The organism is Actinoplanes derwentensis (genome assembly GCF_900104725.1).
In the GTDB taxonomy this organism is placed as follows: Bacteria; Actinomycetota; Actinomycetes; order Mycobacteriales; family Micromonosporaceae; genus Actinoplanes; species Actinoplanes derwentensis.
Genome location: NZ_LT629758.1, coordinates 3983034 through 4005802 on the forward strand (window position 1 = coordinate 3983034; position 22769 = coordinate 4005802).

The following is a 22769-nucleotide window of genomic DNA, read 5'->3' on the forward strand; positions in this document are numbered from 1 at the left end:
GATCAGCTCTCGTTCTCATCGGGGGCGTGGCAACGGGGCGGGCCAGGCGCGGAGTGCGACGTCCAGGGCGTCCAGCGCCCGGTGCCAGGACTCGGTGGACGCGGGCAGACTGTGGGCAAAGCCGCCGGCCGCCTCCAGGTCGATGTACCCGTGGATGACGCTGCCGATCAGACGGACCGCGTGGGTCTGTTCCGGATCGGTCAGCTGGTAACCGCGCAGGATGGCCCGGGTCAGTTGTGCGTGCCGGGGCCCGGCACTGGCGAGGGCGGTCTCGGTGTCCAGCCGCAGGCGGGTGGCGGCGTACCGCCCGGGGTGGTCCCGGGCGTAGTCCCGGTAGGAGCCGGCCAGCGCGACCAAGGCGTCCTTGCCGGACCGACCGGCCACCGCCAGCGCCGCCAGGTCAGCCAGCTCGGCCAGGGCCAGCAGTGCGACCCGGGTCCGGAGATCGGGGGTGCCGCCGACGTGCGAATACAGGCTGGGCACCTTGACGCCCAGGTGCCGGGCCAGGGTTGACGCGGTCAGCTCGGCGAAGCCGATGTCGTCGGCCAGCTCGGCACCCGCCCGCACCACACGGTCGGTGGTCAGCCCTGCTCGCACCATCACCGCCCCCTTTCCTCAAACCCATCATGATTTACCTAATTCAATTAGGCAAGTGTCGACAGGCGTAAGGAACAGCGGCCTACCCGATGAGCTTGCCGCGCAACTCCGAGGCGAAGAAGTCGAGGAACCCGTCCGGATCAGGGCCGGCGTTCATCAGGACCACATGATCAAAACCGGCCTTGGTGTACGACTGGACTGCCTCGACATACCCCCGCGGATCTGCCCCCACCACGAAGTTGGCCCGAATGTCGTCCTCGGTGACCGTCGCCGAAGCCGCCTCGAAGTTGACCGGGTTCGGCAGTTCGGCCATCACCTTCCATCCGGTGACCGCCCAGCGAGTGGTCCGGTGCGCCTCGGTGACCGCGACCTGTTCGGTGGGCGCCCACGCCACCGCCACCTCCGCGTACCTCGGGCCAGTCCCGCCCTTCTCCACGAACGTGCTGACCAGCTCGGGATCCGGATCGGTGGCGAACAGCCCACTGCCGTGGGTGGCAGCCAGTTCGGCGGCGCGACGACCCCCGGCGGCGACCGCGATCGCCGGCAGTTCCGGCGGCAGGTCGAACACCCGGGCGTCCTCCAACTGCAGATACTTCCCTTCGTACGACTGATAGCCGCCCTGCCACAGCAGGTTGATGATGTCGAGGGCTTCGGTCAGGCGTTCGTGCCTTTCCCGGACGCTGCCGAAACCCTGGCCGACGACGTGCTCGTTGAGGCGTTCGCCCGAGCCGACACCGAGGGTGAACCGCCCGTCGGACAACAGGGCCAAGGTGGCGGCGGCCTGCGCGATGATCGCCGGGTGGTACCGCACGGTCGGGCAGGTCACCCCGGTCGCCAGGCCCAGCGTCTCGGTGCGGGCGGCGATGGCGCTCAGCACGTTCCACGCGAACGGCGAGTGGCCCTGCACGTCCAGCCAGGGGTGGTAGTGGTCGCTGATCTCGACGAAGTCGAACCCGGCCTGCTCGGCACGGATCGCTTGCCGAACGAGTTCCTTGGGGCCGAAGGCTTCGGCCGCGAGCTTGTACCCGATCTTCATATGGCCCCGGTTCCCAGCGGTGAGCGGGGCAAACGCCCCTGTTAGGGTCGGTGGTCGTGAACGAGCGGATCATCGGTGGACAGGCCTACGACTTCTCCCGCCGGGTCGTGGTGATGGCGATCGTGAACCGGACTCCCGACTCGTTCCACGACAAGGGCCGCACGTTCGCGCTGGAGAAGGCGACCGAGGCCGTCAAGCGGGCCGCTGACGACGGTGCCGACTGGATCGACATCGGCGGAGTGCCGTTCGCGCCCGGCCCCGAGGTGTCCGCAGCCGAGGAACTGGACCGGGTGATGCCGGTCGTGGAGGCCGCCCGTGGTCTGGCCGTCGTCTCGGTCGACACGTTCCGCCCCGAAGTGGCCCGCGCGGTGATCGAGGCGGGTGCCGGGGTCGTCAACGACACGTCCGGCCTGCGGGATCCGGCGATGGCCGACGCCGTGGTGGGCACCAGCGCGCAGCTGGTGATCTGCCACAGCCTGGCGGCGCCGCGGACCACCTATCCGAGCCCGAAATACGGTGACGTGACCGCCGAGGTCGGCGACTTCCTACGGGCCCGGGTGGATCTCGCCCTGTCCCGGGGTGTCCGCCCGGACCAGATCATCATCGACCCGGGCCACGACCTGAACAAGAACACCCACCACTCCCTCGAACTGACCCGGCGGCTGGACGAGATCGCGGCGATCGGTTACCCGATGCTGGCAGCGCTCAGCAACAAGGACTTCATCGGCGAGACCCTGGACCGCCCGCAGCAGGAACGGCTGGCCGGCACCCTGGCCACGGCGGTCTTCGCGATCCTGCGCGGCGCCCGGATCCTGCGTGTCCACGACGTCCGCGCCCACTTCGACGCGATCCGGATGACCGAGGCGATGCTGGGCTGGCGCGAGCCGGTTTACACCAGGCACAACCTTTAGATCATTGCCGGTACGGCAGGGTGCCCAGTAAATCGATCATCCACTGCGTCGGCGGCACGGCTTCCGGGCCGAGCACCCGCATCGCCCCCAGGACGGTGATCAGCATGCCGTGCGCGAAGAAGTCCCGAGCCTCCTCCGCTGAGCAGCTGGTCAGCACCTGGACCAGCAGGAACAGCTCGCCGTAACAGTCCCGGACCGCGTCGCCGAGACCCGGGTCGGACGCGGCGGCGAAGCCGTGCAGCAGCACCACGAGCAGGTCCCGCTCGTCGAGCAGTGTCTTGTAGGCGGCGCCCAGGCCGGCCAGGGTCGGGTCGGCCACCGCCGCGTCGCGCCAGATCTGCCCGACCCGGCCACCGGCGTGCCGCAGCGTCGCCAGGAACAGTTCCTGCTTGGTGCCGAAGAGGCGGATCACGTACGGCTGGGAGACCTCGGCTATCCGGGCCACCTGGTCGGTGGTGGTGCCCGCATAGCCGCCCTGGGCGAAAGCGGTCACGGCGGCCCGCACGATCTGAGCGTGACGTTCCTGAGCGGTGAGACGGGTCCGAACCATGTTGACAGGTTATCAGTTGATGCTTAGCTTCTTTAGTTATCAGTCGATAACAACTTACCGGGGGAACACGTGTCCACCACCACCAGACATCGCCCGTTCGGGCTGGTGATCGCCGCCGTCGGCATCCCGGCCTTCATGGGCGCGCTCGACAACCTGGTCGTCAGCACCGCGCTACCGGTCATCCGCACCGAACTCGGGGCCTCGATCTCCGACCTGCAGTGGTTCGTCAACGCGTACACGCTGCCGTTCGCCGCCTTCCTGCTCACCGCCGCCGCACTCGGCGACCGCCTCGGCCGCCGCCGGGTCTACCTGGCCGGCATCGCCCTGTTCACCGTCGCCTCCGCGGCGGCCGCCCTGGCCAGCGAACCGTGGCAGCTCACCGCGGCACGCGCCGTTCAGGGCATCGGCGGCGCCGCCATCGCACCGCTCTCGCTGACCCTGCTGGCCGGAGCCGTACCGGACCGGCTGCGCAACGCGGCCGTCGGCATCTGGGGTGGCATCACCGGCCTCGGCGTCGCGGTCGGGCCGGTGGTCGGCGGCGCGGTCGTCGATGGCCTCACCTGGAACTGGATCTTCTGGGTCAACGTGCCGATCGGCGTCGTCGCACTGATCCTGGCCGCCGTGGTGCTCGACGAATCCCGCGGCGGAGCCCGGCGCCTCGACCCGCTCGGCCTGCTGCTCTCGGCCGGCGGCATGCTGCTGCTGATCTGGGGCATCGTCGACGGCCCCGACCGCGGCTGGACCACCGGCCGGGTGCCGGTCATGCTCGTCGGCGGCGTCACGCTGCTCGCCGGATTCCTGCTCTGGCAGGTCCGCAACCGCACCCCGATGCTGCCGTTGACTCTCTTCCGTTCCCGTTCGTTCAGCCTGGTCAACGTGGTGTCGCTGACGTTCTCGGCGGGAGCGTTCGGCTCGGTCTTCCTGCTCGCGCAGTTCTTCCAGGTCACCCAGGGTCTGAGCCCTCTCGAATCCGGGCTGCGCACCCTGCCGTGGACCGCCGCCCCGATGATCGTGGCACCGTTGGCCGGAATCTTCGGGGCCCGGCTGGGCGTCCGCAATCTGGTCGTCGCCGGTCAGTTCCTGCTGGCCGCCGGCCTGCTCTGGGTCGGCCTGGTCCTCTCCACCGACGCGGTCTACATCGACTTCATCGGCGCGTTCCTGCTGGCCGGCATCGGGATGGGCCTGACCTTCGCACCGATCAGCACGATCACCCTGGCCAGCGTCTCCGCCCAGCAGCGGGGCGTGGCGTCCGGCACCAACAACACGGTCCGCGAGTTCGGGGTGGCGGCCGGAGTGGCGGCGCTGTCGTCGGTCTTCAGCACGTACGGCGGGTTCGCGAACCCGCAGGACTTCGTGGACGGCGCGGTCCCCGGGGTACTGGTGGGCGCGGCGATCCTGACGGTCGGCGCCCTGGTCGCGGTCCTGCTCCCCCGCGACGCGGCGATCCCGGCGGCCGCCCCGGCGGAACCGATCGCCGAGCCCAGCCCAGCGCTCTGAGCCACGCGTTCGGTCAGTGTGGGCTGATGCGCCAGCGCAGGAGGTGGCCATCGGTGAGGGCGGCCAGCTCGCCGGTGCCGCGGTGGTGATGGCTCGGGGTGAAACCGGGGATACGGCCGGTTCGGGCGCCGGTGAACGGATCCCAGATCTCCAGGCCGTCGGGGCCGGCGGCGTACAGCCGCCGGCCGGAACTGAACAGAGCGCCCCGCGGGCCGGCGAACGTCTGCACCTCCCGGCCGCTGGTCGCGTCGAAGATCCGCACCCCGGCCAGGGCCTCGGCCTCGTCGCCGATGCCGCTGAGCGCCAGCAGATCGTCGCCGATCCAGCGCATCGGGGTGTTCCAGTCGAACCGCTGGCACAGCCACTGGCGACTGGCGCCGGTGTCGGACTCCCACACGTCCCGGCTGAGCCACCGTTCGAGATCCCACAGGTACGGCACACCGAACGGACTCCACGCCCAACTGTCGTCGGCGATCCACCGGCCGCCCGCCGAGACGGCCAGGGCGCCGCGGTAGAGGCCGGCGAACTCCGCCGGATCCCCCGCCGGTTCCCGGGCGGTGAGCAGGCGACCGGTGGCCGCGTCACTGATGTCGAGCCGGTTCCAGGAGGTGCGGTGCACCACGACGGTACGGCCCGCGTGCTCGGTGAAGGCCAGCGAGAACGGTACGTGCTCGGCCCGGTTGCCGGTGTTGTCCAGCTTCAGTGTCACCTTGCCGGCGGTCAGGTCGATCACCTCGCCGTACCGGCCGAAGTCGTTGACGACCGCCGCGAACCGGCCGTCCGCGGAGGTGTGCAGGCGCGGGCGCACCTTCGTGTTGTCCCGTTCCCTGGGCACCCGCGTCCGCGCCAGCCACTGGGACGGCCCCGGCCAGCGGGACGACGGGTTGTCCGCGTCGAAACTGATCAGCCACCGGGAGTCGGTGAGCAGCAGCCAGACCGATCGCTGGTCGCCGGTCGGCAGTGGTGCCATCGCCGGCACGGTGTGCAGGAAACCCGGCAGCCGGGTGGCGACGACGGCCGGATCGACGGGTTCCGGCCGGTCGACGATGCCGGGTTCGCCACGCCAGCCGGTACAGGAACCGGCCTCGGCGTCGTCGTACGACGCCACGCAGCCCTCGCAGGCGACCGCGAGCCGCACCGGGGTGCCCTGCTGCCGGGCCAGGTCACAGGGTTCGCAGCACAGATCCGCCTCGATACCCCGGCCGGTCAACAGCCGGATGTAGTCGATCTCGTCGTCCTCGCCGGGCGACAACAGGTGGGGACAGAGGCGACTGCGGCCGGCGTACGCGGCGTGCCCGCAAGCAAGGGTGTCCACGGTGGCCATTGTGCGGGGCGGCGGCCAGCGGGCCCGGAAAACAGCCTGTTGCGCGTCGGCAACATGGCTGCAACGATGGCCTTCGATTCTGCGCCGTCCGGTCAGCGCGAGTCACCGGCCTCCGTCCTCGGCCGATGATCCACGCATCGCTCTCCCCGGTCCGGACGACGACGAATCCCGCCGGCCTCCCCCGGCGCAGCTGTACGAACGTGTGCCGGCCTTCCGACCGGCACACGTTCAGCTGTGATGAGCCAGCCAGCTTTAGCCAATCTGCACCCAGACGTCGTCCAGGGTGCCGTGGAACTGGTCGTTGTTGCGGCCTACGCCCTTGCCGCCGATGGTGATCGGGTGGCTGGTGTCCACGGACAGGGCTTCCGGGATCGTCGTCGTCGATTCGGTGCGGCCGTCGACCAGGATCGTCAGGGCCGGGCCGATGCGGCGGCACTCCAGACTGTGCCATCGGCCGTCGGCCACCGTCGTCCGGCTGTGGACCACGTGCACTGTGCCGGCCACGTCGCTCATGCCGCAGCTGGGCTTACCGGACAGACCGTCGACCTGCAGTTTGTACTGTCCACCCCCGGTCGAGTAACCCTTCTGCAGGATGTTCTCGCCCCGTCCGGTCTCGGTGGGTGAGAGCAGGACTCCGGCCCCGTACCGCAGCGGTCCGGTCCCGGGGTTGAGACCGGTGGCATCGCCGGCCCGGAGGACGAGGCGCGGGCAGTCACCACCGGCGCATTTGGCGGGGAAGCCGATGGCGTGCCCGCGGCCGTGCGGGACCATCCGGGGCGTGCCGCCGTTGCGGGTGACCGCGCGCAGCAGGTGCCCGTGCCCGGATCCGTCGTCGTAGGTGCCGTCGGCGACGGTGCTGTCGAAGTTGTACGCCGCGACGTGACCGGGCGAGGCCTGCCGGTACGCCGGGGCGTGACCGGCAGCGGTCCTCTCCAGGGGTGGGGTGACGCCGTGGAACTCGACGTACCGCTTCCGGATCAGGCCGCTGACCAGGGTGAAGTCGCCGACCGCGCTGACCGATCCGAGCCGGGCGCTGGCGGCGAGCTGACGGGTCCCGGCCACCCCGTTGGCCTGGGGTGCCCAGCCGAGCAGGTTACCGTCGCGGTCGACGGCGGCGAGTTTGCCCCGCGCCACCGAACCGTCGGTGCAGATGCCGCGGGCCCCGTTGTTGGTGGTGGTGCAGGCCTTGTCGAAGTGGCCGCCCACGTAGATCGTGCCGTCGAGCACAGTGATCGCCTGGGCGTCGCCGTCGAAGACCCGGGTCCAGCGGGTCTGGCCGTCCCGGTTGTAGGAGACGGCCCGCCCGCCCTGCCCGCCGAGTGCCGCGTAGACACCGTCGTCGTCGGCGGCCAGCGCGAACACCTGGGACACCGGTTTCGGCTGGAAGCGCCGGTCCAGTTCGCCGGTGACCGGGTGCACGGCGGTGAGCCGCAGACTGGAACTGACGTCGTTGGTCTTGTGGAAACTGCCGCCGACGTAGATCCGGTCGCTGCTGACGGCGAGCGCGTTCACGGTGTCGTCGGTGGCCGGGCGCCAGGCGGGGTCGAGGTTTCCGGTGGTGGCGTCGAAGGCGGCGAGGTTGGCACGTGGCACGCCGTCGACCGCGGCGATCCGCCCGCCGAGGTAGATCCGGCCGTGCCCGGCGGCGATGGCGTTGGGCTGGCCGAACACGGTGTGGCGCAGTGCGGTGACCCGGCCGTCGGTGCTGTTGATGCCGGCTACCGCGTCCCGGGACTCGCCGTTGATCATGTCGAAGTCGCCGGTCGCGTAGACGACGCCGTCCGCCACGGCGAGCGCGCGCACGTTGGCGTCGGCGGTGGGCCGCCAGTCCTTCAGGGCTCCGGTGCGGGCGTCGAAAGCGGCGAGCCGGGTACGCGGGCTGTTGCGGCCGTTGACCGAGGCGAGGGTGAAGTCGCCGCCGACGTAGACGGTGTCGTCGGCGTAGGCGACCGCGTACACGGGGCCGTTGAACGACGGGGACGAGGACGGTTCGGAGGACACGACCTCGGCGGACGCCGTACCCCCGGCGGCGGCGATGATCGTCGCGACCGCGGTGGTCAGCACACGGCGCAGCGCTTTTTTACCAATTCTGGGGATATGTGCCACATCGGGGACTAACTTCCGAGATCCGCAAAAGTGGCGGCGGGACTATGCTCCCCCGTACGCCATCGAAGGTGTTGATCTCAGGGTCGAAAGCCCTGGATGGCCAGGGCGGCGAAGCGGCGGGACTCGTCCGGGCGCAAGCCGCTGTTGGCCCGCATGACCAGCACGAAGTCCTCGACGGTGAAGTCCGGGCGCAACTCTCCCGCGGCCTTGGCGCGGGCGGCGAGAACGGCGACTCCACGGTAACCGTGCTCCATAGCGGCCGCCCGGTCGATGGCCTGCGGATAGGCGGCCAGGAACGCCGCGGTGAACCCGCGGTCCCGGGCGTGCAGCTCGAAGATCTGCTCGATCAGGCCGCGGAAGCCCCGCCCCGGATCGGGGTCGGCGAGGGCCCGGTCCACCGCCTGGGAACAGGCCTGGTTCTGCTCCTCGAACGCCTCAGTGACCAGCGACTCCTTGGTGGGGAAGCGCCGGTAGAGCGTGGCCGGGCCGACGTCGGCTCGACGGGCGATCTCGCGCATCGGCACGTCGAGGCCCTCGGCGGCGAACAGCTCCCGGGCCGCCGCCAGGATCCGCTCCCGGTTGTCGCGGGCGTCGGAGCGCAGCGTCTGAATCATCTTCACCGTCACGACTCTCACTTTAGCCAAGTGGACGGGGTGTTCCGGATAGTGTCCGGGCATGAGAGCACTGCAGTTCTTCGAGTACGGGCCCGCCGACGTGCTGCGGGTCACCGAGATCCCCGAGCCGCACCCGGGACCGGGCGAGATCCGGATCGCCGTCCGCACGTCCGGTGTCACCCCGGCGGACTGGAAACTGCGCTCCGGCGCCCTTCAGCACCGCCTCCCCCTGCCGCTGCCGCACGCCCTCGGGGTCGACGCGGCCGGTGTCGTCGACGAGATCGGTGCCGGGGTGACCGGGGTCGCGCCCGGCGACGAGGTGTACGGCATGACCGACCTGGCCCGGCTGGGCGGCGCCAACGCCGAGTACGCAGTCCTGAACCTGTGGGCGGCCAAACCGGCGGCACTGAGCTGGGAACAGGCCGGTGGCGCCGCCGCCAACACCGAGACGGCGGTACGGGTACTCGACCTGTTGACGATCACCGGCGGTGACACTCTGCTGGTCGAGGGCGCCGCCGGTGGGGTCGGCACTCTGGCGATCCAGCTGGCCCGGGCTCGCGGCGCGCGGGTGATCGGCACGGCGAGTGCTCACAACCACGAGTTCCTCGCCGGGCTCGGTGCCGAACCGGTCACCTACGGTCCGGGTCTGGCCGGGCGGCTCGGTGGTCCGGTGGACGCGGTGTTCGACTGTGCGGGTTCCGGGTCGCTGGCCGAGCTGGTCACGGTCGCGGGCGGGCCGGGCCGGGTGGTGACCATCGCCGACTTCACCGCACCGGAGCACGGTGTCCACATGTCGCGATCGGCCGGGCCGGGCGCGGACCCGCAGTCCCGGGACGCCCTGTCCGTCGCCGCGCGGCTGGCCGGCGAGGGGCGGTTCACAGTGCCGCTGGCCGGGGTCTTTCCGCTGAACGAGGCGGCCGCGGCACACCGGCTCGGCGAGACCGGCCACGCCTGCGGCAAGATCGTCCTGTCAGTCGGCTGACCGGCGCTCGACCAGGGTGCGCAGGTCAGCCTCGGTGACCTCCTCCAGCAGGAAGACCACCCGGTAGACGACGTAGCCGAGCCAGGACTGGGCGGTGACCGTGTCGGTCACCGCGGTCAGGGCCTGCTCCCACGGGTGCAGGATGTCGCGCAGGTCGGCGCGGCCGGCCTCGCCGCGGGAACTCATCGCGGCGGCGACCACGCTGGCGTCGCCGTAGCGGGTCAGCGCCGCGGTAAGCTGCGCCAACACGGTCAGGGCGTCCCCCATCGGCTCTTGCGCCGGGGCCAGTTTGCCGCGGACCGCGTCGGTGACGACGGCCGCCTTGTTCGGCCACCATCGGTACAGCGTCATCTTGGCGACGCCGGACCGCTCGGCGATCTTCTCCATGGTGACCCGGTGATAGCCGATCTCGATCAGCAACTCCTCGGCCGCGGCCAGGGCCGCCCGCTGCGCCTCGGGGTCACGCTTCCGGCCAGCCATCGGTCTCCTTCGTGGTCATCGCGCAGATCACAGGGTACTCATAACTATACGAGACGTATCGTTTAGTAATTGTTCCCCTAGGAGGATTCTGATGGCACGACTGACAGGCAAGACGGCACTGGTTACCGGGGCGGCCGGCGGCATCGGCAAGGCGACCGCGGAGCGGATGGCGGCCGAGGGCGCGACCGTGATCGTCGCCGACGTGCAGGACGAGCTCGGCGCGAAGACGGCTGCCGACCTCGGCGGCCACTACCTGAGCCTCGACGTCACCAGCGAGGCCGCCTGGGCACAGGCCGTGACGACCGTTCAGGAGACGTTCGGTGGGCTGGACATCCTGGTCAACAACGCCGGCATCAGTGACCGGGACGTGCTGGAGGACACCGCGCTGGCCACGTACGAGAAGGTCGTCGCGGTCACTCAGACCAGCGTGTTCCTCGGCATGAGGGCGTTCGCGCCACTGCTCAAGGCAGCCCCCGCCGCCTCGGTCGTGAACATCAGCTCTATCTTCGGGGCGTCCGGCGGTTTCGGTTCGTCCCCCGCGTACCACGCCGCCAAGGGCGCGGTACGGACGCTGACGAAGAACATCGCCATCGAATGGGCGCCGATCGGGATCCAGGTCAACAGTGTGCATCCCGGTTTCATCGAGACGCCGATGATGGGCGACACCGACCGCACGCCGCTGGCTGAGGTAACCCCGCTCGGCCGGGTGGGCCGGGCCGAGGAGGTCGCCAACGCGGTGCTGTTCCTGGCCAGCGACGAGGCCTCGTTCGTCACCGGCGCGGAACTGTTCGTCGACGGTGGATACATCGCTCGCTGAATTGCTTTTGATGAGGCGATGACAGCTTTCACTGTCATCGCCTCATTCTTTTTAATTACACCGCATCCAGTTGAAGTGGTAGATCGTCTCGATGCTGCCGTCGGTCGAGTCCATCGTCAGGTAGCTGACGTCGGTCGAGCTGCCCCGGGTGACCCGGAGTTCGGTGTTGATGTTGAGGTTGCGCTGCTCACCGCACGGCCGGAAGACCTGCGACGCGATCGGGATCTGATCGGTGGCGATCCAGTTGTCGTCCAGCGGCGCGGCGATCGCGTGGTTGGCGTAACTGCCGACCGTCATGCCCTGGAAGTAGTAGTTCGCCCGCTGCTGAGCGGTCGCGCCGGGCCGCAGGTAGCCGTAGCCGCGGTAGTCCACCTTGGCGATCGCGAAGGTGAAGCCGGCCGGCGCGTGCACCAGCACGTTGAGCTGGCAGTTCTTCCGGTTCTCGGTCACCGGGATGTTGGGGCCCGCCTGCGCCAGGTAGGCACTGTAGATCGCGGTGAACGCCGAGTTGTCCGGCGAGATCGCCACGTCCGCGGTGCCCGGCGAGCAGCCCGAGCCCGCCATCGCGACCAGCTCGATGGACATCTCACCGGACGGCGGCGGGTCGACGATGACGATGATCGCCGACGCCGGTGTCCCGACGAGCAGCGTCGACGCCAGGAGCGCCAGCACCACGCCGCAGCGGGTTAACAAACTTTTCATCTTTATCCCCTTCGGGATCGGGAACGGTCGGCTCAAGCTATTGATGGACTTCAATAGAAGTCAACACTCGTAAACTGCGTCTTGTTGCCCGCCGCTAAAGAGGAATGCAAGGCAGGAAGCCGACAAAAGCCGCCTCCACGACCCTTATGCGGTGTTTTGACCGGCAGTCGGCGCGGGTTTCGCTGTTTCCTGGAGATCAATAGCAGATTCATGCTTGTAAATGCGAGGTGAACGCAACTACGGTGGTCGCCGAATGACTGCGTTCTTCCCGTTCCGCCTGCTCTCCCCGTTCCACTCGTTCCCCGTTCCGTCCGTTCCCCCCGTTCTTCCCGGAAGGAAGTCCATGAGAAACAGCAATCGCGTGATCGCGGCCGTGCTGGGCGCGGCCCTGGCACTCCCGCTGGGCGCCGCCCCCGCCCTGGCCGCGGCCCCCGCCATCACCGTCGAAGTGATCGCCGCCAGCGGTTCCGGCTGCGCCCCCGGCACCGCCACCGTCGTGAGCAACAGCGACAACACCGGATTCCGGGTCCGCTACCGGGACTTCACGGCCACCGCCGGCGGCGGCGCCGACATCGTCGAACGCCGCAAGAACTGCCAGCTCGGCGTCCTGGTGTCCATCCCCGACGGCTGGACCATCGCGATCGCCTCCGCCAACTACCGCGGCCGGGCCACCCTGAAATCCGGTGCCACCGCCCTCCAGCGCACCAGCTACTACTGGCAGGGCGCGTCCACGACCGAACGCAAGGACGCGACGTTCACCGGCCCGTACTCCGGCCTCTGGACCACCTGGGACGTAGCCCCCGTGCTCACGTACGCCGAATGCGGCTCCCAGAGCGTCCTCAACATCAACACCGAGCTGCGCATCGACGCCGGCACCTCGACCAGCACCAGCACGATGTCGATGAGCAACACCGAAGGCGACGTCGACACCCTCTTCAACTACAGCCTGTCCTCCTGCTGACCCCGGCCGTCACTGCCGCCTCCCTGGACGGCGGTGACGGTCTCCACCACCACGATCGGGCTTCCCCGCCCTCGTCGGCGCGCTCCGAAGCCCGCCGGCACGTAGGCTCAGTCCATGATCGATAGGCCGGTTCGCATCGGGTTACAGCTACAGCCACAGCACATGGACTACGCCACCATCCGCCGCACCGCCTCAGAGGCCGAAGACCTGGGCGTGGACATCCTGTTCAACTGGGACCACTTCTATCCGCTTTCGGGCGAGCCGGACGGCCTGCACTTCGAGTGCTGGACCATGCTGGCGGCGTGGGCCGAATCCACCTCACGGGTCGAGATCGGCGCGCTGGTGGCCTGCAACAGCTACCGCAACCCCGAACTGCTCGCCGACATGGCCCGCACCGTCGACCACATTTCCGACGGCCGCCTGATCCTCGGCATCGGCTCCGGCTGGTTCGAACGTGACTACACCGAATACGGCTACGAGTTCGGCACCGCCGGCGGCCGCCTCGACGACCTCGCCGTCTCCCTGCCGCGGATCGAATCCCGCTGGGAGAAGCTGAACCCGAAGCCGACCCGCGACATCCCCGTTCTGATCGGCGGAGGCGGCGAGAAGAAGACCCTGAAGCTGACCGCCAAACACGCCGACATCTGGCACAGCTTCTCCGACACCGAAACCCTCGAACGCAAACTCGGCATCCTCGGCCAGCACTGCGCCGACATCGGCCGCGACCCGAACGAGATCGAAATCTCCGTCATGGGCAAAACCGAAGACCGCGACAAGATGTACGAACTCGGCGCCCGCCTCTTCACCATCCACACCGGCGGCCCCACCCCCGACCTCACCCAGCTCCGCGAGTTCATCGGCTGGCGCGACAAACTCAACGCCTAACACTCATGGCAGGGGGCTGAGCTATCGGTTCCGAAGTTCAGTCCCTGCTCGCGGGTCCTCGGGGTGCCATCGGAGGATCGCATCGAGCTGGCGGCTGTCTCTCGTACGCGTCGATGCCCGCAGTCGAACCTCGGACCGACCACCGAACGGATCTTCAAGTTCGCGCCTTGGGCCCTGTGTGGCGCATCCGACCGGGATGTCGAATCGCCCGGCCGGATGTGCCGCTAACCAGGGACTTTCACGTTGGAGCAGAACGTTCCGAGCCCCACTCGGGCGATGAGCACCGCCAGTAGCGCGGCCTTCATCGGATCCTCGGCCGCCTCCGGCAGTAGTTCGAAGATAGCGGCGGCGTCGACGATGCGGTCGGAGCCGGTGGTTCCGAGGAGGGCACGGGCCCGTGGTTGCAGGCAGACGGTCTGCTGCAGTCGGTGGTACCGATCGGCGAACCACCGCCGTCCGTAGTCCGAGGCGCTGTCGCCGTCGTCGGGAGAGATGCCAAGGCCATCCCCGAGCAGGTGGCGGCCCAACTCGGCGTACAGCGTCTCCTCGTCCAGGTCCGCGTAGGCAGCGACGGGGTGTGTCATGTGGTGGTTTCCTCTCTCATCCTCAGTTCGGTCAGCAGCGCGAGCCGGTCAGTAACGGGCTGGACGCCGAGGCGCGGCATGCGGTGGGCGGGCAGGGCACGCTCGATTTCCCGGCGAAGCGCGCTGAAGCTGATCGGTACAGCCGGATCGGCGACGCGGGTTAGGAATGTGTCAGCGGCACCCCAGGATCGCAGTGCTGCCGCAGGCCCCGCCTGGAAGAGATCGGTCAGGCCGAGCACCACGGTGGTGTCCTCGCCGCTGAGGTCGACGGCCCGGACGACCATCGCCGCCACGTCCTCGGACTGCATCCGGTCCCACGCAGCCATCTCGTCCAGAAACGCCAGGCTGAACGGGTGGCGATGAATCTTCGGATCATCGCGGAGCCGTTGCCACGGTAGGGCCGGATCGCTGCCCGGCGCGAACAGGTTCGCTCGTGAGGTGGCAGCGGCCATGACCCGGCCGAACATCTGGACGTGCCCCCGCGCCGCGAACGGAACAACCTGAAACAGGTGCTCCATTCGTTGTTCGGCCGACGGGTGGGAGGTGCCGATGCGAGCGAACTGGGACGATTCGACGGCGTACAGGGCCATCATCGCCGCCACCATGCCGAGAACGGCATGCAGCAGAAGATCACCTCGGCCCCGGTAGATCGTGAGTACGGCCCGGAACGCCAGGTCATCGGCTTCCCGCTCAGCCGAGGCGTCACCGGTGCACGCGGTCACGCCCGGCTTGTCGTGTGCCTGTTGGCCCAGCGCGTGGTGAGCCAGTTCGTGTGCCAGCACGAGGCGGATGCCGTACTCGGCGAACCTGTCCGCTTGGATCTGCCGGGCGAAATCCAGGTTCAGCAGTGGCGTGGCCGGAAGAGCCAGAATTCGGCAATGGATCATGTGAACCCGCAGGGAGAGGGCGAGCAGTTCCTCGTCCAGTTCGGCCCGCCCGGTCCGGAAACGGCGGAACGCGACGCGAAGCCCGGCCCGGAGGTCGTCCGGGACCATCGCCGGTGTGAGGTGCCGCGCATACATGTCGATCAGGCCGGTGAGTGTGTCCGAGACGCGCACCATGGCGGATCCGTCCAGGAACCCGACGATCGCCGCCGTGTGGCTGATGCCCGGGATACCGCCGACCTCGACGAGCCGCAGCCGGGCACGGTCCTGGCCGAGACTCGCCATCGCGTCGACGACCTGGGAACGGCACTGGTCCAGGATGTCCTCGACCGGATCGTGGCCGGTGGACTCGAACAACTCGACGATGTGCTGCTGGTAGTCGGCGGCCTCGGCGTCACCATTCGCCCGCATGTCGGCGAGTGCCCTCCGCGCGATGGCGATCCGCTCGATCCGAAGGTCGTCGAGTCGCCGCCGCGCCATGCTGGCGCTCTGTTCCAAAAGACGGTTCCTATCAGCGCAGTTCGGTGAGTGCGGACTGGATCTCTGGGGCCTTGCGGGTGCCGAGAAGGTCGAGCACCAGAGTGACGAGCGGTATCGGGTGCGTGGCCAGTTCTCGCGCGGCCTCAGCGACGGGCATTCGGTCCACCGTGTCCGCGAGTTGCTCCCCGGATGTCGCCCTCGGCACGCCACTGTGCTGAGGCCATCCGCTCGGCCTCCCGGCGTGCCCGGCTCTGGTTCAGTTCGCCACGCAGAATTCCGAACGCCGTGAAGAACGGACCGCCCTGTACGGCGTATCCACTCCCCCACGAGACGTCCGCCCCGTAGTAGGCGAAGGCAGTGACGACGATGTCGGTGTACGCCGTCTCACCGCCCTGCATCACCAGCGGCGGCGCGATCGGGGCCAGCTGTCCGCCTGCCCGCAAGTGGTTGGCGAGTTCGCGGGTGGCCGCCGCCGGGGAGCCGCCGCGGTCGCGTTTCTTGAGCCACGCCATGGTCCGATCATCTCGTCGCGCGGACGGCCCCGGTAGCACCCGACCCGCCCGCAACCTGGGTCCGTTCCTCCGATGCCGAACCCACGTCCGGTGCTATGTGGACTCGGCTTCCTCAACGAACAATCCGACCGTATAGCGCACGTGCGGAGCCCACCTCCCTGCCCTGTCGGTTATCCGGCCTTCACCGGCCCACCGTCCGTGCCGTGAACGGGCGGTGTCACGCCACTGCGGCGCCTTCGAGCTCGACGACCAAGTCGGGGAGCGCCAGCGTCGTCACGCCGAGCAGCGTCATGGTCGGTACCGCGCCGGCGGTCGTCAGTCGCGGAGGGTGGCGATCAGCAGGTTCGGGTCGTGCTGGGTCAGGTAGGCGGCGCTGGGCACCAGGATGGTACGGCCGCGGACTGCGACCGAGGTGGGGTTGGACAGGCCGTCGGCGGCGGTGAGCAGGACCTCGGTGTGACCCTTGGTGACGCGGACTACCTCGCTGGCGGTGTTGAGGGTGGCTACGATCTCGTCGCCGCGGCCGGTGAACGCGAAGTCGTCGATACCGGTCAAGCCGGAGGCAACCACGCGAGCGGGGCCCACACCCCCGGCGCCGAGCGGCAGGCGCAGGATCGTGCCTTTGTCGAGGTTGGAGACGTACAACGCCCGGTTATGGATCTTGATGCCGTTGACCCCGAGCAGACCGGCGGCGGCCAATGCCGGGCCGGAACCGACAGTGCGGACCGTGCCTCGGGGCGAGACCGTGTAGATGACTCCCTTGACCGAGTCCGTCACGTACAGCAGACCGGTCCTGGGGTCCTGTGTCATACCGTTGGGCAGTCCGCCGGCGGGCAGTGCGGCGAGGAGCCGGGGACTGCCGCCCTCGGTGAAACTCCAGACGCCGGTTTCGGTGGAGCCGGTGGCGTAGGCGACGTAGAACGTCCGACCGTCCCGGACCAGCCCGGTGACCAGGGGGAATCCGAGCACCGGAGTCGTCGCGGCGGGATCTGCGGGGGCGGGCAGGGTGGCCAGGACGGTGATCGCGCCGTCGGCACCGATGCGGGCGACCTGCCGGCTGCCGGCGAAGGTGACGTCGACGCTGCCGTGGTGGTCGAGGACGATGTTCTCCGGCATCTGCCCGGCGGCCAGGTCGAAATGCACTGCGACATGGGCACCGGAGACGCCGGCCCGGCTCACCGTGCTGATCGGCGTGGCGGCGAAGGCGGGTGCGCCGAAGGTGACAGCGCTGCCGAGGACACCGGCTAGGGCGGCGGTCGCGAGGGCTCGACGGGTGAGAGCGATGTTCACGAGGGTGATCTCCTGCTTCGAAGGGGCTTGCCGAGACGAGACTGCGCCCGGTCCCCGGTGCGGCGACAGCCCCGGTCGTGGCTACCCCTGGCAGGGTCAGGCAGCCGGAGCACCGGTGGCGCATACTCGATTCGTGAGCATGACCGGATGGCCGCTGGGTGATGTCCTGCAGGCGTGGCGGGCCCGGATGACGCCCGGGGACGCCGGGCTGGCGACCTACGGCGACCGGCGTCGTGTCACCGGACTGCGCCGGGAGGAACTCGCCCTGCTGGCCGGGGTCAGCGCTTCGTACTACACCCGGCTCGAACAGGGCCAGTCCCGCAACGCCTCGCCCGAGGTCCTCGACGCGATCGCCCGTGCCCTGCAGCTCAACGACGCCGAACGCGCCCACCTGCACGTCCTGTCCGCCGCCGGTCAACCCCGACGGACAACCCGGCTGCCGTACGTGGAACGAACGGATCCGCCCCTCGCCGACCTGCTGGCGGCGCTCGGCGACGTGCCGGCGCTGGTGCTCGGGCGGCGCTCCGACGTGCTCGCCTGGAACGCCAGCGGACACGCTCTGCTGGGCTTCGGCATCGCCCCGGAGGCTCCGGCGGATCCTGGCACCCGTCCCAACATGGCCGAGTTGGTGTTCACCGACACGTTCCAGCGCGACCTGTACGTCGACTGGCCCGCGAAAGCACGTGCCGTCGTCGGCAACCTGCGCCTGGTCGCCGGCGAGCATCCCGACGACGCCGTGCTGGCCGCGCTCATCGGCCGGCTGTCGATGCGGAATGCCGACTTCGCCACGTTCTGGGCCGACCGCAGCGTCCAGGCGTGCGCCAGCACCGACTACGACCTGCACCATCCGCTCGTGGGCCGGCTCACCACAACCCAGCAGTCGTTGCGTTCGCTGAACAGCCCGGACCAGACCCTGATCACCTGCACCGCACCCGCGGGCACCGCCTCCGCCGAGGCACTGAAGCTACTGACGCTGCTGACCGCCCCGACGCGTACCGCAGCCTGAGGTTCACCGTCCTTTGCGGACCGCCTGCAGGGCCGTCTCGATGGCGGCCTCGGTGTCGGTCCGCTGCGGGTTCAGCGTGTTCAACAGGGCTCGCAGGTCGACGCCGGGGTCTCGGGTCAGGATGCCGGCCAGGGTGTCGGGGTCGGCGGGGCGGGTGGAGCGGAAACCCTGCCGGCGTGGTTCGTCGCGGGCCGCCGTCACGGCTCGGGCCGCCTCCGTCGCGTCGCCGGTCAGCGTGTAGAGGACCGCGGCGGCGATCCGGTGCGCCACCCGCACGGACACCGCGGTGTTGGTCGCGCGCAGGTGGTTGGCGTAGTTGACGTGCAGGCGAGCGGCGGCGCCGGGATCGCGGGCGGTGTAGGCCGTGCGCAGGGCCGCGCGTTCCCCGGCGAGTGCCGCCGCCGGGTCGCCGCGCCGGGCCGTCAGCAGACCTCGCGCTCTGGTGACCGCTTCCACCATGACGGTGTCGTCGTGATGGGCGAAGATCGGTTCGATGCGGTCGAGCAGCAGTTCGCACTCGCGGAATCGGCCCAGTTCCATCAGGGCGGCGTTGTCGCTGAACCAGTAGTAGACCCGTTCATGCTCGTCGGCGCCGATCGCCGCCAGCAGGTGCAGGATCTGCTCGTTGAGCTGCAGGGACAGTTCCCAGTCACGGGTGGCTTTGGCGGAGCCGACGGCGCAGTGCAGCAGCGACACCCGCAGCCGGTCGGGGTCCTGGAGGTCGGTGGCCCAGCGGTCGACCTGGGCGAGACCGTCCCGGACCGCGGCGCCGACCTCGTCGTGCCGGCCGAGCGCGTACAGCCCGCGGGCCCGGCGATCGAGCCACCGGGCATGGTCGGCGCCTTCGGTGCGACCGGCCCACGTCTCGGCGAGTCTCAGCGCGTCGGCGGGCCGGTGGGCGGCGAGCATCTGTTGGTGGATCTCGGCGGCGATGGCGTCCTGGAGTTCGGGAGGTCCGTCGTCGTCCAGCATCGCCAGGGCTTCGTCCAGTCCTCCGGCGGCGGCCACCAGGTATTCCGCGTACCGCTCGGAGCTGGCGCCGCGTATCGCCACCTCCCGCATCAGGCGCAGTGTCTCCCGGTTGTCGCCGAGTCCCGCGGCGATGGGAAGGGTGTCCTGCAACACTTCCCAGGCGGTGTCGAGGTCGGCTCGTTCCATCGAGTAGATGGCGATGCCCAGCCCGGCGCGCTCGGTGACCCGGGTCGGTGCGGCCCGGCCGGCCATGAAGACCTGGGCCCACGCCGCCGTCATCAGCTCGTTGACCAGTTCGCGGCGTTCGGCGCTGACGGCATCGCGGGCCATCGGGCGCAGCGCGGGTTCGGTGAAGGAGTATTTGACGACGGGCCCGACGTCGGGTGTCTGTTCGGTGACCGCTTCGATCAGACCGGTCCGGATCAGGGCCGTGGCGGTGTCCGGGAAGGCGGGCTGGGGGCGGCTCGGGAACGCGTGCTCCCACAGCGGTTCCCAGACTCCGGCGACCACGTAGGAGTAGGCGTCGTTGACGTGCACCAGTGCCAGCAGGTCGAGCAGCAGCCGGGTGCGGGGAGCGAGCGCGTCCAGCCGCTCGCGGACATCCCGCCGGTCCCGTTCGAGGTCGGCGAGCGTCTCGTCGAGGGGGCCGAGGTCGCCGGGGCGGGTCGCGGCGACCTCGGCGCGGACCTCACGCAGCATCTTCTCGCCCAGGGCCACGGCACCGGATTCGATGTGCAGTGCCGCGAGAAGCATCACCGCGTGCGCGTGCAACGGCCGGTCCTCGGTCTGTTCCAGGCTGTCCGCCGCCAGGGCCAGGAACCGGGCGGCCTCCAGCGGGTCCCGGGTCTCGATCAGCAGGCACCCGCGCAGGTAGCGACACAACGCGACGCCGTAATCGGACTTCAGGTCGTGATAGGCCGTGTCCGCCAGGTCGAGCCACCGGGCCGTACCCGGGAAGTCGCGCCGCCTCAGTGCGACGGAGGCCAGGCCGCGCAGCGCGTTCGCCACGCCCAGCCGGTCGCCGAGGCGCTCGTAGTCGGCCCGCACAGCACCGAACGCCGTCTCCGCCTCCGCCGGGTCGCCGTCGTCCGCGGTCAGTTCGGCGAGCCGGTAACGGCAGTTGGCCGCGCCGAGTTCGTCGCCGAGAGTCACTTTGATCAGCTCGGCGGCGCGCAGACGGGTCCGGGCCGCGTCGTTGTCGCCGGCCTGCCGGTCCACCTGGCCGAGCGCGATGTGCGCCTCGGCCTGGCCGCTGCGCCGACCGGCCTGGACATAGCGGGTCAGTGCACCGGTGAGATGGTCGCGGGCCAGAGCGATTCTTCCGGTACGCAACACCAGCGTCCCGAGGGAGAGCAGCGTGTTCGCCTCCCCGACCGGGACACCGCCCTGCCGGTAGGCGGCGATCGCCGCGCTGAAGTGCCGTTCAGCCTCCCCCGGTTCGCCGGCCCGCAGGCTCAGATCGCCGAGCAGGTCGTGGGCGTTGCCGATCCAGATCGGCAGGCCGAGGTCGTCGGCCAGTCGCAGGGCCACCCGTGCCTCGCTGATCCCGTCGGCGATCCGGCTGTCCCGCAGCGCCAGCCGGGCCCGTTCCGCGGCGACCGCGCTGAGCGCCTCCTGGTGGCGGAAGCGTCCGGCGAGCCGTTCCACCTCGTCCAGATGGGCGGCCGCCTCACCGGGCCGGTCGGTGTAGCGGCACACCACCGCGGAGGTCAGTTCGCCTTCGACGACCGCGACGGGATCCACCGCGAGCAGCACACCACGTTGTTCCGGGGCGAGGACCAGGCCGAGCGCGGTACGGGCGCCCGCGAAGTCGGTGGCGGCGACCGCGTCCGCACACCACTGCCGCCAGCCGGCCACCGCTGCCGGGTCCCGCAACGCGAGCCGGTGGTACAGCTCCTCGACCGGCGAACCGGTACGGGCGAAGTGGTCGCGGGCCCGTTCGTGCAGGCGGGCCAGGGTCTCCGGGTCGTCGCGCCGCAGACTCTCCAGCAGCGACGTGCGCACCAGCGGGTGCAGGGTCCGGGTCATCTCGCCGTCGCGGCCGGGTTCGGTGCGCACGAACGCGTACCGGTCCAGTGCCGTGAACCAGCCGTCGCCTTCGGGCACGTCGTCGAGCAGCGCGGCAACGGTGGCGCGCCCGAGCGCCCGGGGCACGGCCGCCGCGGTCACCACGGCATGGGCCGCCGGTGGCAGCCGGTCCAGGAACACCTCGGGCAGCCAGCGACGAACCGGATGGACCGCGGCCCGGCGGGCGATCTCGGCGGCGGTCAGGCCCACACCGGACTCGCGGGCCGCGTCCACCGCCGCCGCGGCGAGGTCGACCCAGCCGGGCAGGCCACCGCAGGTCCGGTGGATGGCCGCGGCGAGTTCGGGGTCGTCGAAACCCCGGGACGCGAGCAGCTCCGCGGTGTGGCCGGGTGCCCACTCCTCCAGGGGCAGGTGAACGGTGCCGGGCCGGCCCGGTGGCACCTCCCGTCCGGCCAGCACCACCCGCAGGCCGGCCGCGGTCAGGCGGGGTAGCAGCATGGAAAGGAACCAGGTGGACTGCCCACCGGGACCGGACACCTCGTCGAGGAAGGGCAGGCGCTCGACGCTGTCCAGGAGCAGGACCCGCCCGGCCGGACGGTGCGCGGCCAGGTCGTCGGCGAGGGCCCGGGCCAGGTGGTCACGGTGCTGCGAGCGGATGCCCGAGGCGCGGACCGCCACCGGGTCGGTGACCACGGTGACCGTCACCTGGTCGAGCCGGGCCCCGTCCCGGGCGACCAGGCTGACCGTCGGCACCTTCGCGTAGGCCTCGGCGAGCGCGGCGTCCGCCCGGTCGCGGGCCGCCCGGTAACGCTTGAACCGGGCACCGGTCCATTCCTCGGCCACCGCGGCGACGGCATCGGTCAGTGTGAACGCGACGTCGGCGTGCTCCCCCGGCGCTGCCTCGACCAGGGTTTCCAGGTCGAGGATCCGAGCCTTTCCCGATCCGGTACGCCGGGCCAGCTCGGCGAGCAGATAGGACTTGCCGAGGCCGGACATGCCGGAGAAGGCCAGCACCTCGCCGGGCGGTCCGAGGAGGAACCTGTCGTACGCCGCCAGCGCGTTCTCCCGGTCGACGAAGACCGCCGCGGTCATGCCGGGCCGGGTCCGCGTGGCAGGGACGGCCCGGCCGGTGCCGGTGGGGTCTCGGGATGCGACCGGATCACGATGCTGCTGCCGGTGATCTCGCCGCCGTCGCGGGCTTCCTGCCGGGTGCGGGCGGCGGTGCCGGGCCCGACGTCGACGTGCGAGTCCTGGATGCGGCCCCGGTCGGCGAGTTGCACGTGGTCGGTGCCGTCCGGAGCGGACGGCTCACCGGCGCGCGTCAGCAGCACGGCAAGTGTCACCGCGACCCCGACGGCCACCACGAGTCCTCCAGCGACGGCCGGTCCGGGCCGTTCGGTGACGATGTTGGTGAGCAGCCCGACGGCAGTGCCGGCCAGAACGGACAGGGTGGTGAGAACAGCGGTCCGGCGGCGCGCACTCCACATCGAACCATGATAGTGCCGTCGGCGTTCCCCGGGCGTCCCCCCGCCGCGCGGCTATCCGCCCTCA

Annotated in this window: 22 protein-coding genes; 7 read left to right on the forward strand and 15 right to left on the reverse strand. The window is 70.1% G+C overall.

The window, feature by feature from the left end:
- Nucleotides 1-15 precede the first annotated feature (15 nt).
- Nucleotides 16-600: a TetR/AcrR family transcriptional regulator gene (locus BLU81_RS17670; protein ID WP_092545681.1), complete on the reverse strand. Its 585-nt coding sequence runs from the start codon at nucleotides 598-600 to the stop codon at nucleotides 16-18.
- A 79-nt stretch (nucleotides 601-679) separates the two neighbouring features.
- Nucleotides 680-1633 (reverse strand): TIGR03557 family F420-dependent LLM class oxidoreductase, encoded by a 954-nt coding sequence (locus BLU81_RS17675; protein ID WP_092545682.1) that lies wholly within the window; start codon nucleotides 1631-1633, stop codon nucleotides 680-682.
- A 113-nt stretch (nucleotides 1634-1746) separates the two neighbouring features.
- On the opposite strand from BLU81_RS17675, the gene folP reads away from it, so the two are divergent.
- Nucleotides 1747-2544 carry a dihydropteroate synthase gene (folP, locus tag BLU81_RS17680; RefSeq protein WP_092557244.1) on the forward strand — a complete coding sequence of 266 codons (798 nt, stop codon included), beginning with the start codon at nucleotides 1747-1749 and terminating at the stop codon, nucleotides 2542-2544.
- Between the two features lies 1 nt (nucleotide 2545).
- Here folP and BLU81_RS17685 read toward each other — a convergent pair whose 3' ends face one another.
- Nucleotides 2546-3094, reverse strand: a complete 549-nt coding sequence (locus tag BLU81_RS17685) for a TetR/AcrR family transcriptional regulator (protein WP_092545683.1) — start codon at nucleotides 3092-3094, stop codon at nucleotides 2546-2548.
- A gap of 69 nt (nucleotides 3095-3163) precedes the next feature.
- On the opposite strand from BLU81_RS17685, the gene BLU81_RS17690 reads away from it, so the two are divergent.
- Complete coding sequence (locus BLU81_RS17690; protein ID WP_231954617.1) at nucleotides 3164-4591, forward strand: DHA2 family efflux MFS transporter permease subunit; 1428 nt, start codon at nucleotides 3164-3166, stop codon at nucleotides 4589-4591.
- A gap of 13 nt (nucleotides 4592-4604) precedes the next feature.
- Here BLU81_RS17690 and BLU81_RS17695 read toward each other — a convergent pair whose 3' ends face one another.
- The 3 genes from BLU81_RS17695 to BLU81_RS17705 form a co-directional block, all read right to left on the reverse strand.
- Nucleotides 4605-5906, reverse strand: coding sequence for a WD40 repeat domain-containing protein (locus BLU81_RS17695; protein ID WP_197686267.1), 1302 nt, complete (start codon nucleotides 5904-5906; stop codon nucleotides 4605-4607).
- 261 nt (nucleotides 5907-6167) lie between these two features.
- Complete coding sequence (locus tag BLU81_RS17700) at nucleotides 6168-7979, reverse strand: LamG-like jellyroll fold domain-containing protein (RefSeq protein WP_231954618.1); 1812 nt, start codon at nucleotides 7977-7979, stop codon at nucleotides 6168-6170.
- 119 nt (nucleotides 7980-8098) lie between these two features.
- Nucleotides 8099-8647: a TetR/AcrR family transcriptional regulator gene (locus BLU81_RS17705; RefSeq protein WP_197686268.1), complete on the reverse strand. Its 549-nt coding sequence runs from the start codon at nucleotides 8645-8647 to the stop codon at nucleotides 8099-8101.
- A gap of 49 nt (nucleotides 8648-8696) precedes the next feature.
- Between BLU81_RS17705 and BLU81_RS17710 the strand changes: the two genes are divergently transcribed.
- A complete protein-coding gene (locus BLU81_RS17710; RefSeq protein ID WP_092545685.1) occupies nucleotides 8697-9617 on the forward strand; it encodes an NADP-dependent oxidoreductase in 921 nt (306 codons plus the stop codon).
- On the opposite strand, the gene BLU81_RS17715 is transcribed toward BLU81_RS17710, so the two are convergent.
- A complete protein-coding gene (locus BLU81_RS17715; RefSeq protein ID WP_092545686.1) occupies nucleotides 9606-10097 on the reverse strand; it encodes a TetR/AcrR family transcriptional regulator in 492 nt (163 codons plus the stop codon). The genes BLU81_RS17710 and BLU81_RS17715 overlap by 12 nt on opposite strands.
- Nucleotides 10098-10188: 91 nt before the next feature.
- Between BLU81_RS17715 and BLU81_RS17720 the strand changes: the two genes are divergently transcribed.
- On the forward strand, nucleotides 10189-10914 hold the full coding sequence (locus tag BLU81_RS17720) for an SDR family NAD(P)-dependent oxidoreductase (protein WP_092545687.1): 726 nt from the start codon (nucleotides 10189-10191) through the stop codon (nucleotides 10912-10914).
- 51 nt (nucleotides 10915-10965) lie between these two features.
- Here the strand turns inward: BLU81_RS17720 and BLU81_RS17725 are convergent, their stop codons facing one another.
- Nucleotides 10966-11616, reverse strand: a complete 651-nt coding sequence (locus BLU81_RS17725; protein ID WP_092545688.1) for a DUF4360 domain-containing protein — start codon at nucleotides 11614-11616, stop codon at nucleotides 10966-10968.
- A 343-nt stretch (nucleotides 11617-11959) separates the two neighbouring features.
- Here BLU81_RS17725 and BLU81_RS17730 point away from each other — a divergent pair, with 343 nt between their 5' ends.
- Nucleotides 11960-12577: a DUF4360 domain-containing protein gene (locus BLU81_RS17730; protein WP_157751660.1), complete on the forward strand. Its 618-nt coding sequence runs from the start codon at nucleotides 11960-11962 to the stop codon at nucleotides 12575-12577.
- A gap of 114 nt (nucleotides 12578-12691) precedes the next feature.
- Nucleotides 12692-13462 carry an LLM class F420-dependent oxidoreductase gene (locus tag BLU81_RS17735; protein ID WP_092545690.1) on the forward strand — a complete coding sequence of 257 codons (771 nt, stop codon included), beginning with the start codon at nucleotides 12692-12694 and terminating at the stop codon, nucleotides 13460-13462.
- 224 nt (nucleotides 13463-13686) lie between these two features.
- Here the strand turns inward: BLU81_RS17735 and BLU81_RS17740 are convergent, their stop codons facing one another.
- From BLU81_RS17740 to BLU81_RS17755, 5 genes are all read right to left on the reverse strand, one after another.
- Nucleotides 13687-14046, reverse strand: coding sequence for a hypothetical protein (locus BLU81_RS17740; RefSeq protein WP_092545691.1), 360 nt, complete (start codon nucleotides 14044-14046; stop codon nucleotides 13687-13689).
- Entirely contained in the window at nucleotides 14043-15410 is a 1368-nt protein-coding gene (locus tag BLU81_RS17745; protein ID WP_092545692.1) for a M48 family metalloprotease, read from the reverse strand. The genes BLU81_RS17740 and BLU81_RS17745 overlap by 4 nt, the downstream gene beginning before the upstream one ends.
- Nucleotides 15411-15441: 31 nt before the next feature.
- Nucleotides 15442-15567 (reverse strand): hypothetical protein, encoded by a 126-nt coding sequence (locus BLU81_RS51550; RefSeq protein ID WP_269461055.1) that lies wholly within the window; start codon nucleotides 15565-15567, stop codon nucleotides 15442-15444.
- Complete coding sequence (locus BLU81_RS17750) at nucleotides 15554-15922, reverse strand: hypothetical protein (protein WP_092545693.1); 369 nt, start codon at nucleotides 15920-15922, stop codon at nucleotides 15554-15556. The genes BLU81_RS51550 and BLU81_RS17750 overlap by 14 nt, the downstream gene beginning before the upstream one ends.
- Nucleotides 15923-16237: 315 nt before the next feature.
- Nucleotides 16238-17212, reverse strand: coding sequence for an SMP-30/gluconolactonase/LRE family protein (locus BLU81_RS17755; protein ID WP_092545694.1), 975 nt, complete (start codon nucleotides 17210-17212; stop codon nucleotides 16238-16240).
- Nucleotides 17213-17351: 139 nt separating this feature from the next.
- Here BLU81_RS17755 and BLU81_RS17760 point away from each other — a divergent pair, with 139 nt between their 5' ends.
- Entirely contained in the window at nucleotides 17352-18218 is an 867-nt protein-coding gene (locus BLU81_RS17760) for a helix-turn-helix domain-containing protein (RefSeq protein ID WP_092545695.1), read from the forward strand.
- A 3-nt stretch (nucleotides 18219-18221) separates the two neighbouring features.
- On the opposite strand, the gene BLU81_RS17765 is transcribed toward BLU81_RS17760, so the two are convergent.
- Both BLU81_RS17765 and BLU81_RS17770 read right to left on the reverse strand, forming a co-directional pair.
- Nucleotides 18222-22310 (reverse strand): hypothetical protein, encoded by a 4089-nt coding sequence (locus BLU81_RS17765; protein ID WP_092545696.1) that lies wholly within the window; start codon nucleotides 22308-22310, stop codon nucleotides 18222-18224.
- Entirely contained in the window at nucleotides 22307-22705 is a 399-nt protein-coding gene (locus BLU81_RS17770) for a hypothetical protein (protein ID WP_092545697.1), read from the reverse strand. The genes BLU81_RS17765 and BLU81_RS17770 overlap by 4 nt, the downstream gene beginning before the upstream one ends.
- Nucleotides 22706-22769 lie beyond the last annotated feature (64 nt).